This is a genomic window from Streptomyces sp. NRRL F-6492, assembly GCF_001280125.1.
Taxonomy (GTDB): Bacteria; Actinomycetota; Actinomycetes; order Streptomycetales; family Streptomycetaceae; genus Streptomyces.
In genome coordinates this window covers 76,114-90,328 of sequence record NZ_LGEG01000225.1, presented here as the reverse complement: position 1 = coordinate 90,328, position 14,215 = coordinate 76,114, and the positions used below count along the sequence as shown (strand labels likewise).

Below are 14,215 nucleotides of genomic sequence, written 5' to 3'. Positions count from 1 at the left end.
CGCACGCGCCCGCGAACTCGTCGACCAGGGCACCGCCGTCGAGGCCGCCTGCCGCATCATCGTCCTCGAGGACCAGCTCGAAGAAGCCCAGCGCATCAACGCCGAATACCGCCGCGCCGCCGAAACGGCCGAGCCGCCGGTCTCCGACTGAGGCGGGTTCACCCGTCGCCCTCACCGACCCGTGGAGGTGGCCGGGGCCCGACGCAGGACGACTCGGGCGCACGTGTCCGCGTGAGGTCCGCCCTCGACCGGCCGGCGCCGTAGGGGCTGATCCGCGCCCCGAGCGGGCCCCTCCGCCGTACTGAAGGACCCTCCCCGGCGCGGCCGGGTCCGTGCGCTCGGTCGTCGTCCTCGTACGCCGACGGGGCGCCCCGGCACCCGGGGCCCCTGGGTGCGGTCGGGCTCCCGGCGGAGCGTCATGACCGGTGGACGGCGAGGAAGACGGCCGCGCAGTGTGCGGCGAAGGCCGCCACGGTCAGCGCGTGGAAGACCTCGTGGAAGCCGAACCAGCGGGGGGCGGGGTCGGGGCGCCGGAGGGCGTAGACGACCGCGCCCGCGCTGTAGAGAAGGCCGCCGGTCACGATCAGGGAGACCACGGCCGCCCCGCCACTGTGCAGGAAGTCGGGCAGGTACCGCACGGGTGCCCATCCCAGGGCCAGGTAGCAGGGGGTGTACAGCCAACGGGAGGCCCCGACCCACAGGACACGGAAAGCGATGCCGGCCAGAGCGCCCGTCCACACGATCCACAACAGGACGGACCACTGGTCGGGGGAGAGCAGGAGGACGGCGAGCGGAGTGCACGTGCCGGCGATGATCAGGAAGATGTTGGCGTGGTCGAGGCGACGCAGAACGGCCTCGCCGAGCGGCCCCCAGGTGCCGAGGTGGTAGACGGCGCTGGTCCCGAACAGCAGCCAGGCCGTGACGGAGTACACGGTGCAGGCCAGCACGGCCCGCGGCGTCCCCGCCAGGCAGATCAGGACGATGCCCGCCGCCAGCGACACGGGGACCATGCCGGCGTGGAGCCAGCCGCGCAGCCTCGGCTTGACCTGTTCCGCCAGGTCGGCGGCCGCCTCGGCCGGACCGGCGACGGGACGGGCGTCCTCGGCGGGACCGTCGTGACGCGATCCGGTGGTGGGGCCGTCGTGACGCGATCCGGTGGTGGGGCCGGCCGGCCCGTGCCCCGTGACCGCCGGTGCGGAAGAGCCACCGCCGGCTTCGACGTCGCCTCGGGACGCCGCTTCCCCCCGTACCGAACCGGACCGTCGGGCATCGCGGGCAACCATGTGCACATGTTAGGGACCTGACCGGAGAAGATCCCTGGAGCCCGCCCCGCCGCACGGGGGGGGCGGTCCGGGCAAGGGCTCGCGCCCCTCGTCTCCTCGGGCCGGGCACCACCCGCCGGCTCACGTGCCGCGTGGCTCCCGGGCTTGTGGCGCGGGTCCGGTTCCCGTCCTCCGCTCTTCCGCGAAGCCCCGGGTCGGGGACCCGGGGCTTCGTCGTGCGGTCCGCGCGACGGGTTCCGGTCCCGCGGAGGGCGTCGCCCGCGGCCGGAGCGGGAACACGCCGGGCTCCACCGCTCGGTGGAGCCCGTCGGCACGGGGCTTCCGCGGAAGGGGAGGTGCCGGGTTCCGCCGTGGCGGACCGTCCACCCGCACGGGACCGCCGACACGCCACGGCCGGTGCGACGTCACCACGGCCTCACGGCACCCCGCGCGTCCGCCGACCGAACGACGCCCTCGGTCGGAAACCCCTGCGGCGGGAAACCCCCGCGCCGGGAAACCCCTGCGTCGGAAACTCATGCGCCGGGAACCGCTCGTCCGGCCACGGGGCGGAGTAGGCTGGGATTACCGGGAGTAACTCGTACACCCGCTCCCACGCGGACGTCGTTTCCGGCGATCACGACACTGGGCCGCTCCGCGGAGCGGCCCGGGAACGGATCCGCGATCATGACCACCGTCGCTCCGCCGCTCCCGGCACGTCTGACCCTGACTCCGGGGACCACCCCCATCGGCCTGCTGGACGGTGCCTGGTGGCCCCGCTCACGCGATCTCGCGGCCGAACTCCCCTCACTGGTCGGCGCGCTGGAGAGCCGCTTCGGGCGCATCACGCGCGTCACGGTGAATCCCACCCGCTGGCCCGTCGTCCCGCACAAGGTTCCCGCCACCGGGCACACCGTGCACGTGGGCTGGTTCACCGAACAGGATCCGGACAAGATGATCCTGCTCTCCTACGCCGTCGGCCGCTGCGACCTGCTGGTGGTCCCGCCCGGGACCGAACCCGACGCGGCGGCCCGGCTGATGGACGCCGCCGCCGCACCCGGCGGCGCCCTCACCGCCGGCGCGCTGATGTCCGGCGAAGTCACGGCCGGCCGCGGCGCGCGGGACGCCCGAGGCCGCGAGGACTCCTGGGAGACCGACGGCGGGGCCGCCTCGCCGCCCCTCCGTCACCCGGCCGCCGGGGCAAGGATGATCTCCCTGCCGGGAACCGTGCGGAGGTGACGACGTGGAGATCCTGATCACGCTCGCGGCGGGCGCCGTCCTGATCGTGCTCGGCCTGTTCCTGATCCACCGGCTCAACGCCCAGCACGACGCGCGCATCGCGGCCCACCGCTTCAGCGCCCCCTTCCCGGCCGTCGCCCGGCCACCCGGCCACAGCCCCCGCAGTTCGTCGGGACAGGCACCCGGCCGCGGGCGCACGGGCATCCGGCCCTGATCCTCGAACCGCTCCTCCGGCCGAAGGCCGCGGGCGCTGCACCCGACACCCGGCACCCGGCACCCGGCCCCCGGGACGCCGCACCCGGCGGCCCGCTCCCCTTCTGGCCCCGACCGGCCCGAAGCCGTACGATCGAACCAGGATCGAGCACTCTCACGTGCGGCGATCCGGAAGGGCGGCCCTGGCGGAGTGAATGCGCCGGGGCCGTTGTGACGACCGCCGCCGTGGGGTTCCCGCATCCACGAACCGAGGCACACCATGGTTCTCCTCCCTCTCCTGCTGATCGCCGCGATCGCGCTGATCGTCATCGGCGCGACCGTCGACGGCATGCTGTACCTGGCCTCCATCGGCACGCTCCTCCTCATCGCCGATGTCCTCTGCCTCGCCGCGAGATCGATGCTGCACCGCCGGCGCCCGGCACACTGAGCCCCTTCCCGACCGTCGGCGTTCAGGTAGGTCCGAGCGCGCGTGATCGCCCTTCCGCGGGACACGCGCAGGTGACGACCGCTGTTCCGCACCCGTCCCGATCCCCCTCCGGGGAGCCGCCCGGCCACCGCGTCCCGTTCTTCTCCGGCACCGTGCCCCGGCCGTGCCCTGCAAGGCGGTGGACAGCGGTCGACAGGAGCGTCCCGGGAGTGCCGAAAAAGCCGTCCCATGGCGCGGGTTCGCTTCCCGTCATCCGCTCTTCGCACGAAGCTCCAGGTCAGAGGCCTGGGGCTCCGTCGTCGTCCGCGCGCCCGTCAGCCTCCTCCACGGTCGCCCGCCGACCCGCCGGTGATCCCCCGGCGCAGGGCCGGGGACGGCCGAGCGGCATGGTTCGGCGGGCGGTAGGGTCGCGCGCATGTGGGTGGGGGTGGACGCGGTCGACTGGGCCGGGCTGAGGCACAACTACGGTTCCGCCGAGGATGTGCCGGAACTGCTCCGCCGGTGTGCCGGTCCGGATCCGGACGACGCCGAGTACGCCTCGTCCGAGTTGCTCAACCTGCTGTTCCATCAAGGTGGTCGGGTCTGTTCCGCCGCGTCGGCCGCGCTGCCCTTCGTACTGCGCCTGGCTGCGACGCCACAGGTCTCGAGCCGCTGCGCGTTGCTGGAGACGGTGGCGCTGCTGGTGGCGGAAGCCGGGCGGGCCGAGGCCCGGTTCCTCGATCCGGGCTGGGCGCCGGCGTGGGGGCGGGCCCTGCCCGAGCTGCTGCGGCTGCTGGACGATCCCGAGCCGGAGATCCGGCGAGCCGCGGCCGATGTGCTCGGGGCCTGCGACGACCCCGGCGAACTGGTCCTTCCCGGGCTGCTCCGGTCCTGGGAGGCGGAGGCCGATCCGGCGACCCGCCTCGAACTGGTCCTCGCCCTGGGCCGGGCCGCTCTGCGTGCGCCGGCCGGTGCATGCGGCGCCGAGGCCTTCGGCCTGCTCCACGGACTGCTCGACGCTCCTCAGCCGCAGCTCCGCCTGGCGGCGGTGCACGCGCTGGCCCCGGCCGACCCCGGTCTTCCCGCCCGACGGCTGGACGACGTGCTCGAAGCGGTGCGGGACCCGAGCGTCGAGCTGTGGCACCACACCAGTTCGGTGCAGGCCGGAGTGCTGGGTGTCCACCACTGGACGTCGGAACTCTTCGCCGGGCCGGCCCCCGACTTCACGCTCGGAGTGCTGGCGGACCATCACGACGACGAACAGCGGATCGCCGCCCTGGCCCAGGCGGGCGCGCTGCTGTCCCGATGGCGCTCACCGGCTGCTCCCCTTCTGCCGCGCCTCGTCGGACGGCTGGACGACCCCGTCGCCGAGGCCCGTTTCCGCGCCGTCGAGCTGCTGGCCTGCCTCGGCCCGGCTGCCGCCGCCCACGCGGACGGGGCCGCCTCCCTGCTGACCGACGGCGCGGTCCGCGCCACGCAAAGACGGGAGAGCGTGGGTGAGGCCGCCTTGTGGGCGCTGGCCCGGATGAACGATCCACGCTGTCTTCCGGGCCTGATCGAACTCATCGTCGGCGCACGGTCCGGCTTCGCGTCGCACTCCGCCTACCACCCCGCGAGCGAGTGGCATCACGTCGGCCTCCCTTCGCTCCCCGAGGTGCTGCGCCACCTCCCGGACCACGCCGACGCGCTCCTTCCGGCGATCTGCGATCGGATCGGCGCCCTCACGGACGACCGGCCGCTCCACCGGATCTGCGAGACGCTCGCCGAGTGGGGACCGGCGGCGGCGAAGGCCGTTCCACGGCTGCTCGGCCTGCTGGAGGACGACCGGACCTGGAGTGCGGCGGCGACGGCCCTGGCCGGGATCGGAAGGGACGGGGCCGGGGCGGGGGACCCGCTGCTGTCCCGAGTACGTCCCGACGAGCCGCGCGCAGAGCTCGCGGCCTGGGCGTACTGGAGGGTCTGCGGCGAACCCGGACCGGCCCTCGAGGTCCTCGGCCGCGCCCTCGCCGAGCAGCGGATCCGGCATCCGGAGCTGCGCAGGCTCGCCGGCCTGGGCGCGCATGCCGCACCCCATGCGGACCGGCTCAGGGCGATGACCGCGGACACCGACCCCTGGACCCGCGTCGAGGCCGCGCACGCGCTGTGGGCCGCCACCGGCGACACCGAGAACACCGTTCCCGTCCTGACGGCGGTCGTGCGCGACCTGGCCGAGGGGACCTGTCTGCCGGTCGTGCTCCCCGCGGTGCGGCACCTGGCCCGGATCGGGCACGCGGCCCGACCCGCCGCGGACCTCCTGCGCGGCGTCACCACCCACGACCGGCGGCTGCGGTCCAACGGCGGCTGGCGGGGCTTCACCCAGGACGAGGACATCCGTTCCGCCGTGCGGGAGCTGCTCGACGCGGCATCCGCCTGAGGCGAGCGCCCCACCCGGGAAGTCCGAGGGGCTTTCCGAGGAGCGTCGGGAAGGCCGTGGGCGGCGGTCCGGGATTCGTCGTGGGCGTCAGGAAGGATCCCGCCGGACCGGAGAGCGGCGAGGGGAGCGGCATGGCGAGGGGAGCGGCACGGCGAGGGGCCGTGCCGCAGGGCCCCGGGCCGGTGGGCCCGGGCCTCCGCGTCGGCCGGTCCGGTCAGGGCGTCGTAGCGCGCGGGTCGGGGCGGTTCCTGGGGAGGCCGAAGCCGGCCATCTCCTTCTCCTCGTAGGACAGGAAGCCCAGGCTCCGGTAGAACGCGTGGTTGCGTCTGCCCTCCTCCGTCGACTCGTGGTCCGTGGACAGGAGGAAGAAGCGGCAGTGCGAGTACCGGCGCTTGAGGTGCTCGACCAGGGCCCGGCCGACGCCCCGCCGGTGGTGGGCGGGGTGGACGACGACGTCCTGGACGTAGCAGACGTGTTCGTCGTCGGAGATCGTCCGGGCCAGGCCGAGGAGCGTTCCCTCGCCGTCCCGTGCCGTGACGACCAGGTGGGAGTTGGCCAGGCCCCGGCAGAGCCGGTCGACGTCGCGGGTGTAGCCCTCCCATCCGACCGACGCGTAGAGCTCCAGCATCTCCGCCGGATCGAACGCCTCCTCCGTCGCTACGAACACGCCGGAACCCTCCCTGGTGGTGCGTGACACGTCAGTTCGCTCCCGTTTCCCGCTCGGACGGCCCGGGGGCCGTGAAGATCCGGTCCAGATGGTGGCGGAGCACCGCGATCGCCGACTCCGGGCTCCGCTGGCCCACCAGGATGCCGGTGCCCAGGGTCGCCGTCATCGCGAGCAGGCTGATCGCCTCCGTGCGCGCGTCGGTGTCCGGGTCGGCCAGGCCGGTCTCCCGCGCCTGTTCGAGGAGTCCGGTCAGGACGTCCTCCGCGGCGTCGGGGCTGTCGACGAAGGGCTGCGCGGCCAGCGCCCCGTCGGTCACGGAGAGGATCGCGTAGGAGCTGTACAGCAGGTGGAACGTGCGGCTCTCCTCGTCGGTCGGCAGCGAGGCCAGCAGCAGCGCCTCCACCGTGGCGCGCGGGCCCGGGTCCGGGCCGACGGCGGCCAGGCGCGCGCCCACCCTCGCGGTGAAGCGGCCGGTCAGGTGGCGGAGGCCGTAGAAGAGGAGCTTCTCCTTGGTCTCGAAGTAGTACTGCACGAGCCGGAGCGAGACGCCGGCCTCCGCGGCCACGTCGCGCATGCCGACGGCGTGCAGCCCGCGCCGTCCCGCGACCCGGACGAGCGCCTCGGCGATCTGGGCGCGCCGCTCCTCGTGATCCACGCGCTTCGGCATGTTCCCGTATCTCCGCCCGTCGGTGGTGGGGTCGCGTCCGGCCGCCCGGACCCTTTCATGATACCGATGTACCACATTGATGATACGGTCGTACCACGAACGAGGGAGCTCCCCAGGAGGTGCCGCCGTGCCCGAGTCCACCGCCCGCGTACGCCGCGATGTCGGCCGCTACGTCGACGACGCCCTGCGCGACCGCTTCTTCGCCGCCGCCGACGTCCTCTACGCGATGGGGGCACCCGTCCGCTCCGAGACGGACGTCGAGACGAGCTTCGGCACCACCCACGTCTACCGGTACGGGCCCACGGACCCCACCGGCGAGTCCCGGACGCCGATCGTCCTGATCCACGGCGCCGGCTACAGCTCGGCGATGTGGTACCCCAACACCCCCGGACTCAGCCTCGACCGGCCCGTCTACGCCCTCGACACCCCGGGCGACGCGGGCCGCAGCGTCCACCGCGAGCCGATGTGGCAGCCCGAGCGCGCCGCGCGGTGGATGGACGAGGCCCTCGACGCGCTGGGCCTCGACCGGGTCCACCTCGTCGGCTCCTCCTACGGCGGCTGGCTGGTGCTCAACCAGGCGCACCGGATGCCCGGACGGCTCGCCTCGGTCACCGCCCTCGACCCCGGCGGCCTGGAGAAGGTCGGCCCGCGCTTCTTCGCCTGGATCTTCGTGAGCCTGCTCGCCACCTCCGCCCCGAAGGCGCTGCGCCCCCGGCTCGCCAAGTGGCTGGACCAGCCGGTCATCGCCGTCCCCGAGATGCGCGCGTGGATCCGGCTCGGCGCCCGCGCCTACCGGATCCGCCGCCCCGCGCCGCAGCCGCTGACCGAGGACGCGCTGCGGTCCATCCGGACCCCGCTCTACGTGATCATGGGCAAGCACAGCCTGCTCGTGCACCCCGAGCGCCAGCTGGAACGCGTACCGCGCCTCGTCCCCGGAGCCCGCGCCGAGATCATCACCGCGACCGGGCACGGCCCGCAGATCGACCACCCCGACGTGGTCAACGCCCGGATGCTGTCCTTCATGGAGGACGTCGACTCCCCCGGCCCCGCCGCGGCCGGGGCGTAGGCGGGACCGGCGCGTAGGCGGGACCGGGGCGTAGGCGGGACCGGCGCGTAGGCGGGGCCGGGGCGTAGGCGGGGCCGGGGCGGCGGCGCGTCAGTTCCGCGCGGCGTCGTCGTCCGTCTCTCCGGCGGCCCCGGCCGGGCGGGTCTTCTCGCGCATCTTGCGCACCAGCTCCGCCTTCTGGTCGGCGGCGTTCCGGCGGTCGAGGTTGCGGTGCGGACCGTTGGCCTGCCGTTCGGCGCGGGACAGCTTCTTGCGCTGGCCGCCGCCCTGGCCCACGGGGTTGTTGATGTTCTTGCTGTCGGTCACGGGTTCTCCCGGTGGTGAGGTGGGGGTGATCTACGGATCCGTCGGTGGGGGACGGGCGCGGCGGCGTCGGAGGACGTCGGCGGGGCCCGCCGCGCTCTTACTCGTAAATCGGCGTCTGGAAGAACATGACAAGGACGTTACCCGGTTCCGCCGGCCCCCCGCGCCGGGCTTTCCGCCGCCCCGGCGGCCGGCGCCCGCCCGGGGCGTGGCCGCGTCACGGGCACGTCGTACCGGTCGCCGGGTAGAGGGAGACGTCCTCGGCCCGCATGCGCACGGCGTGGTCGGTGGAGAGGGGGCCCCGGCCGGGGGAGGGGTCCCAGACCCACAGGTCGCCGCCCTCCCGGGGGAAGGCCAGGACCGGCCGGCCCGTCGGGAGCGGACCCGGGTGGACGGAGACCGGTTTGCCCGGCTCGACCGGCCGCACGCACACCAGCCGACCGTCGACGCCGAAGTAGGACGGGGGGTCCTCCCCCCTGGTCGCGGCCAGGTACGCGCGCTCCGCGGCGGCCCGGGCCTCCTTCAGGGTCAGGTCCGCCATGCCGAGGACGGCGACCAGGACGAGGAGGGGGAACGTCCCGTTCATCATGACGCCCTGGGAGATGTGCAGGTTGAAGTACTTGGCCCACCCGTAGAAGGCCACGAAGAGCAGCGTGATCGCCAGGGTCAGCACCACCGGCTTCAGGGCCACGAAGTAGCGCCAGTAGAAGGAGACGTGCACGGCGGGTTCGGGGATCCCCAGCGCCTCTTCGAGATAGGCGGTGTGGAGGAAGGAGCCGACCCAGGGGAGGACGAACGGCAGCGGCGCGAGGAGCACGGGCAGGAGCAGCAGGATGTGGCGGCTCAGCCACGAGCGGGAGAAGGCGTGCCAGCAGCCGACCGCGGTCGCCAGGATCAGCAGTCCCTGGCCGAGGCCCAGGAGCTGGGCTCCGAAGCCGGCGGGGCTGTTCACCAGCCACTCGTACGTCACCCAGGTGAAGCCGCCCACGACGATCGCCCCGCACGCGAGGCGCAGCAGCCGGGGCCGGGGCTCGTTCGACGTGACCCAGTAGCCCACCGGCCCGAGGGCCGCGAGGGGCGCCAGCAGGACCAGGAACCGCCACGGCGAGGAGAACGAGGCGAGCACCCAGGCGGACGCCAGGGGGACGGGCACGGCGAGGAACGGCAACGCCACCGACCGGAAGCGCCGAAGCCGGGCGCGCGACGGCGACGGCGGTTCCACCGGCTGCGGATCCGGACCGGGATCGGTCCCGGTCCCGGACTCGGGCCGGGGGCCGACGGACAGACGGAGGTCGTGGAGGTCGTCGTCGAACGCCTCGGCCCCGTGGGTGAGGTCCGCCCACCGCGCCTTCACCCTGGCCTTCAGCTGCTCGGCGTCCTCCCCGGGGAGGCGCGGAACGGTCAGCACGTGGCCCGTGTCGGCCCCGCCCAGGGCCTCCGCGTGGCGTCCGAGCCAGCGGCGGAACCTCCCGGCGCCCGGCGGTGTCCGCCGCACCACCCGGACCAGGGTGGTGTCCCGCTCCTCCTCGTACCGGACGAGCCTGGCCTCACGGATCCGGAAGCCGACCGGAGGTCTCCTGAGCAGACGGGTCACCTGCGCCCGCACCGCGTCGACCGCCGTCCTGCGCTGACCGTACGCGAGGGCGTCCACCACCAGGACGGCGCGCCCGTCCGCGACCGCCACCCTGTCGCGCGCCTGCGCGGGCCGCACCCTCCAGCCCGGCTGCGAGCCGAGGGCCTCGACCGCGCGCTCCGTCTCGTCGGGGTCGTCGGGCCCCTCGACGATCAGCCGGACGCGCTGGGTGGCGGCGGTGAGCGCCCCGTCCGCCGGGGCGCCCCCGCCGTCGGGCGGGCCGGGGTCGGCGCCGCCCGTCCCGGATCCGCCCCTCTGCGGGGGAACCGCCGCCGGGCTCCCCCGGCCGGAACGCCGTGCCTGTACGAGGGCGTTCAGAAGGCCCGCCATGTCTTCCTCCTCCACCTTCCGCCGCGGCCCCGGTTCCGGCTTCCGCGAAACCGAGGGGAAGAAATACTGGCAGTGCGCACTGACAGCGCCCCCACGCCGGTGCGGAAGGGCGGGCCGGGACCGGCGGAGGGTCAGCCCCGCGGCCGTACGTCCAGGAGTTCGCCCCCGCGGTCGAGGGCCAGGACGTGGGCCGTGTCGCGGGACAGGGTGTCCGGGTCCTCGTGGGACAGGACCACGCGGCCGTACGAGGTGATCAGGTCGGTGGTCTTCTCCACGGGGTCGCCGGGGGCCTGGGCGCAGGTGTCGAACAGGTAGCTGTCCAGCTCCCCGCAGGCCTCCCCGACGCGGTTCGCCGTCACCGTGCCCGTCGCCGGGGAGAAGAGGAAGCACTCGACCACGCCCCGGTGGAGGGAGGGCGCCGTCCGGGTCCTCTCCCGGTACTCCTCCGGGGCCACCCGGGAGGCCAGGGTCAGGTCGGTCAGGGAGTGGCTGGAGGCGTGCTCGACCAGGGCCGGGCCCAGGCCGCCGTGCATGCGGGCGCCCGTCTCGATGAGGACCGGCCCCCGGCCGGTGAGGACGAGCTCGCTGTGGGCCGGGCCGTTCTCGACGCCGAGGGCGGCGAGGGCCCGTGCCACGTAGTCCGTGATCTCCGGGTGGTCGCCGACCTCCACCGCCGTCATCGCGCGGTAGACCGGGGTCCCGCCGATCGTCTCCTTCGTGTAGCGGAACATGTTCACGACGAACGGCGACCCGTCCAGGGACACCGAGTCGACCACGTACTCCGGGCCGACCAGCCGTTCCTGGACCAGGAGTTCGGTGATGACCCCGCCGGCCAGGTCGACGCGGCCGAAGAGCCGGTCGCACGCGGTCCGCACCTCCTCCGGCGTGGCGCAGAAGAACACCCCGTCGGTGGCGAAGGACCGCGTCGGCTTCACGACGAACTCCGCCAGGCCGCTCCCCCGGCACCACGCGACGGCGGACTCCGTGTCGGTGGCCCGGTGGTGCGGGATGTGCGGGACGCCGGCCGCGCGCAGCCGCTCCTGCATCAGGAACTTGTCCCGGCGCGCCTCCGACGGGCCCGTGTTGGGGCGCATGTCCCAGTGGGCGGCCAGCGCGTCGTACGCCTCCACACCCGGCTCCGAGCCGCAGACGAGGAAGTCCGGGCGGCGTCCGCCGCACAGCCGCTCGACCTCCGCCGCCGTCTGCCCGACGGTCGAGAAGCGGAGCTCCGCGGTGAAGTCCTCGCGCGGGTACGTCGCCAGGAGGGCGGGCGGGAGGGTGTCCGAGGTGAGGACGGCGACCGGGTCCAGGCCGTAGCGCTCCTTCGCCCGGCGGGCGAGGGCCGAGCCGCTGGAGTACGGGTCCACCACCACGAGGACCGGGTTCTCAGGCATGCTCCAGGACCTTTCCCCCGCGCTCGGTCTTCGGGTCCGGCTCCGCGTTCCGCACCAGGGTCATCGCCAGGGAGCCGACCAGGGCGCAGCCCGCCGAGACCCACAGGGCCGCCTGCCAGCGCCCGTCGTCGAGGAGGCTTCCGTAGACGGCGGCCGCGACGGCGCCGCCCAGGTAGAACGAGGACTGCCGCAGGGCGATCGAGACGATCTGGCGCGCCGGGGCGAAGCCGGACATGGCGACCGTGTCGAGCAGCGGCATCAGGCAGTAGTTGAACAGCAGCCGCAGCAGGTACAGGACGGTGAAGACGACCAGCGGGACCGTGAACGTCTGGAGGACCAGGCCGACGACGGCCAGCATGCCGAAGAAGGCGGCGCTCGGGCGGAGCGAGAACTTCTTGACCAGGACCGGCGCGAAGACGGCGCCGAAGATGCTGACGATCTTGTCGGTGCCCAGGATCAGCGAGATGTCGCTCACCGGGATGTCGTAGATCTGGGCGAACAGGACGTTCGCGAAGCGGAAGAACAGCGCGATCGACGCGCCCAGGAAGCCCGACGCGACGAAGAGGGTGAGGAAGTTGCGCTTCTCGCCCGCCGCGCCTGCCGGGTCCTGCGCGGACCCCGCCGCCGGGCGCGGGACCTCGCGCGCCGACGGGAGGCGCAGGAGCAGCATCACGCAGGCCGCGGCGAAGGAGAGCAGCAGGAAGAAGCGGTACTCGTCGAGGTCGCTCATGTCGAGCAGGCCGCTGATCCCCGACACCAGGGCGGAGCCGATGACGCCCGCGCCCAGGTAGCAGATGAAGAAGGTGCTGAACAGGCGGGTGCGGCCGGAGGCGGGGACCTGCGCGCCGGCGATCGCGTTGCCCACCGAGAGCAGGCCCAGCATGCCCGCGAGGATCGCGCTCAGGACGAGGGAGGCGGTGACGACCGAGGACACGAACGGCAGGCCCGCGAAGGGCAGGGTGTAGAGCACCGACGCCCCGATGAGCAGAGCCCGCTGCGAGACGTACCGGCCGAGGAGGAGGAGCGGGACGACCGCGACCGCCATGGCGCCGGTGGCCACTGCGTAGATCACGCCCGCGTCGCCCTCGCCGATGCCGCGCTCGGCGAGGTAGAAGTTGAACACCACGTCGAAGACGGTGTTGGCGAGCCCCATGAAGAACGAGGCGGCCAGGTAGAAGTAGACGGGCCGGGGCACCGCCGCGAGCTCGCTACGCAAGGGGAGCACGTCCCTCGGTCGTCTCGGACGCCGTGCCCGAGGCGGCCGGCCGTCGCTTCGGCACGGCTCCGGAATGGCGCGCGATCAGGGTCGCCACGTGGTCCCACGGCCCGTAGCCGTCCCGGGTGGCCAGGTGGCCGCCGCCGGGGACGACCTCGACGGTGGCGCCCCACGCCGCCGCGAGCGCCGCGCCCCGGTCCTCCGACAGGAACGGGTCGTCGTCGGAGACCACGAGGTGGGTCCGCAGCGGCAGTACGGAGGCGGGCAGTGGGGCCTGGGGCCGGATGGCGTCCGGGGCGCCGGGGGCCTCGACGTCGGCCGGGGCGACCAGGAGGGCGCCGGTGACCCGGTCGTCGAAGCGGGTCGCGGCCCACTGCGCGACGGTGACGGAGCCGCAGCTGTGGCCGACGAGGAAGACCTCGCCGTCGACGGCGCGCACGGCCTCGTCGAGCCGGGCGACCCAGCGGTCGCGGTCGACGTCCTCCCAGTCGTCCTGGACCACGCGGGAGAAGCCCTCGTAGGTGTTCTCCAGATGGGTCTGCCAGTGGTCGGGTCCGGAGCCGGTGTGGCCCGGTACGGTCAGGAAGCGCATGGTCCTTGCCTTTCGAGGCCGAGGTCCCGCGGGGAGACGGTGAGGCCGAAGCGGCGGCTCACCACCTCCTGGAGTTCCGCGTCCTCGGTGATGGGGGTGGTGGTGCCGCGGCCGTCCGCGACGACCGTGAGGTGTCCGTCCCGTACGCTCACCCGGCCGTCGGGGGTGGGGATGCTCGCCACCTTGTGCCGGTTGAGCAGACTGTGGGGGGAGGACGTGGTGTAGAAGTGCGCCATCTCCAGGTCGAGTTCGGCGGCGGGGACGTCGACGAACCGGTAGATGTCCTGCCAGTCGACGGCTCCGACCGCGTGCTCCTTGACCGAGACCGTCCAGACCGGGGCGCCCGGGGCGCGGTCGAGGCGGATCCGGGTGGAGAGGGCCGGGTGCGCCAGCTCCGCGCCGTCCACGAGCGGGAGGACGCCCCGGGGGCCCCTGGCGCCGTAGCCGATGTCGAAGAGCAGGCGCTCGCCGTCGAGTTCGACGACGAAGACCTGGTGGGTGGCCGGGGTCGGGTGCGGGTCGCAGCCGCTGCCGAGCCGGATCCCGTACGCGAATCCGCACGCGTCGAGCAGCCGCCCCATCAGCCGCCCCGTCTCGAAGCAGATGCCGCCCCGGCGGCCGTCCACGATCGCCTCGTGGAGCACCTCGTCGGTGAGGCCGCGCTCGGCGTTGCGGTGCATGCTGAAGTTCTCGAAGGGGACGTGGTAGAGGTGCGCCTCGTGGATCCGTCGCAGGCAGGCGGGGGTCGGTTCCAGCGGTCCGCCGAATCCGATCCGTTCCGTGTAGCGGGAGATGAGGTCGTTCATGGGGTCTTTCC

At 73.9% G+C, this 14,215-nt stretch carries 14 protein-coding genes and 1 pseudogene; 6 read left to right on the top strand and 9 right to left on the bottom strand.

Annotated elements, in window-relative coordinates:
* Positions 1 to 151: pseudogene (locus ADL08_RS21495) on the top strand (MerR family transcriptional regulator); the annotation flags it as partial.
* A 265-nt stretch (positions 152 to 416) separates the two neighbouring features.
* On the opposite strand, the gene trhA reads toward ADL08_RS21495, so the two are convergent.
* A complete protein-coding gene (trhA, locus tag ADL08_RS21490; protein ID WP_078967923.1) occupies positions 417 to 1,058 on the bottom strand; it encodes a PAQR family membrane homeostasis protein TrhA in 642 nt (213 codons plus the stop codon).
* 888 nt (positions 1,059 to 1,946) lie between these two features.
* Here trhA and ADL08_RS21485 point away from each other — a divergent pair.
* The 4 genes from ADL08_RS21485 to ADL08_RS21475 all read left to right on the top strand — a co-directional run bounded on the left by ADL08_RS21485 (position 1,947) and on the right by ADL08_RS21475 (position 5,530).
* Positions 1,947 to 2,498 (top strand): DUF5994 family protein, encoded by a 552-nt coding sequence (locus ADL08_RS21485; RefSeq protein WP_053645421.1) that lies wholly within the window; start codon positions 1,947 to 1,949, stop codon positions 2,496 to 2,498.
* A 4-nt stretch (positions 2,499 to 2,502) separates the two neighbouring features.
* Positions 2,503 to 2,712: a hypothetical protein gene (locus ADL08_RS21480; protein ID WP_053645419.1), complete on the top strand. Its 210-nt coding sequence runs from the start codon at positions 2,503 to 2,505 to the stop codon at positions 2,710 to 2,712.
* 258 nt (positions 2,713 to 2,970) lie between these two features.
* Positions 2,971 to 3,138 carry a hypothetical protein gene (locus tag ADL08_RS37670; protein WP_199837053.1) on the top strand — a complete coding sequence of 56 codons (168 nt, stop codon included), beginning with the start codon at positions 2,971 to 2,973 and terminating at the stop codon, positions 3,136 to 3,138.
* 415 nt (positions 3,139 to 3,553) lie between these two features.
* Complete coding sequence (locus tag ADL08_RS21475; RefSeq protein WP_053645417.1) at positions 3,554 to 5,530, top strand: HEAT repeat domain-containing protein; 1,977 nt, start codon at positions 3,554 to 3,556, stop codon at positions 5,528 to 5,530.
* A 214-nt stretch (positions 5,531 to 5,744) separates the two neighbouring features.
* On the opposite strand, the gene ADL08_RS21470 is transcribed toward ADL08_RS21475, so the two are convergent.
* Positions 5,745 to 6,197: a GNAT family N-acetyltransferase gene (locus tag ADL08_RS21470; RefSeq protein ID WP_199837052.1), complete on the bottom strand. Its 453-nt coding sequence runs from the start codon at positions 6,195 to 6,197 to the stop codon at positions 5,745 to 5,747.
* 31 nt (positions 6,198 to 6,228) lie between these two features.
* Positions 6,229 to 6,864 carry a TetR/AcrR family transcriptional regulator gene (locus ADL08_RS21465; protein WP_053645415.1) on the bottom strand — a complete coding sequence of 212 codons (636 nt, stop codon included), beginning with the start codon at positions 6,862 to 6,864 and terminating at the stop codon, positions 6,229 to 6,231.
* A gap of 127 nt (positions 6,865 to 6,991) precedes the next feature.
* Between ADL08_RS21465 and ADL08_RS21460 the strand changes: the two genes are divergently transcribed.
* Complete coding sequence (locus ADL08_RS21460; protein ID WP_053645413.1) at positions 6,992 to 7,930, top strand: alpha/beta fold hydrolase; 939 nt, start codon at positions 6,992 to 6,994, stop codon at positions 7,928 to 7,930.
* A gap of 90 nt (positions 7,931 to 8,020) precedes the next feature.
* Here the strand turns inward: ADL08_RS21460 and ADL08_RS21455 are convergent, their stop codons facing one another.
* The 6 genes from ADL08_RS21455 to ADL08_RS21430 form a co-directional block, all read right to left on the bottom strand.
* Positions 8,021 to 8,236, bottom strand: a complete 216-nt coding sequence (locus tag ADL08_RS21455; RefSeq protein ID WP_053645411.1) for a DUF6243 family protein — start codon at positions 8,234 to 8,236, stop codon at positions 8,021 to 8,023.
* A 214-nt stretch (positions 8,237 to 8,450) separates the two neighbouring features.
* A complete protein-coding gene (locus tag ADL08_RS21450) occupies positions 8,451 to 10,196 on the bottom strand; it encodes a hypothetical protein (protein WP_053645409.1) in 1,746 nt (581 codons plus the stop codon).
* 131 nt (positions 10,197 to 10,327) lie between these two features.
* Complete coding sequence (locus tag ADL08_RS38790) at positions 10,328 to 11,590, bottom strand: ATP-grasp domain-containing protein (protein ID WP_053645407.1); 1,263 nt, start codon at positions 11,588 to 11,590, stop codon at positions 10,328 to 10,330.
* Complete coding sequence (locus tag ADL08_RS21440; RefSeq protein WP_063885329.1) at positions 11,583 to 12,806, bottom strand: MFS transporter; 1,224 nt, start codon at positions 12,804 to 12,806, stop codon at positions 11,583 to 11,585. The genes ADL08_RS38790 and ADL08_RS21440 overlap by 8 nt, the downstream gene beginning before the upstream one ends.
* Complete coding sequence (locus ADL08_RS21435; protein ID WP_063885328.1) at positions 12,799 to 13,398, bottom strand: RBBP9/YdeN family alpha/beta hydrolase; 600 nt, start codon at positions 13,396 to 13,398, stop codon at positions 12,799 to 12,801. The genes ADL08_RS21440 and ADL08_RS21435 overlap by 8 nt, the downstream gene beginning before the upstream one ends.
* Positions 13,386 to 14,204, bottom strand: a complete 819-nt coding sequence (locus tag ADL08_RS21430) for an arylamine N-acetyltransferase family protein (RefSeq protein ID WP_053645403.1) — start codon at positions 14,202 to 14,204, stop codon at positions 13,386 to 13,388. Before ADL08_RS21430 ends, ADL08_RS21435 begins: the two co-directional genes overlap by 13 nt.
* Between the last annotated feature and the right edge of the window lie 11 nt (positions 14,205 to 14,215).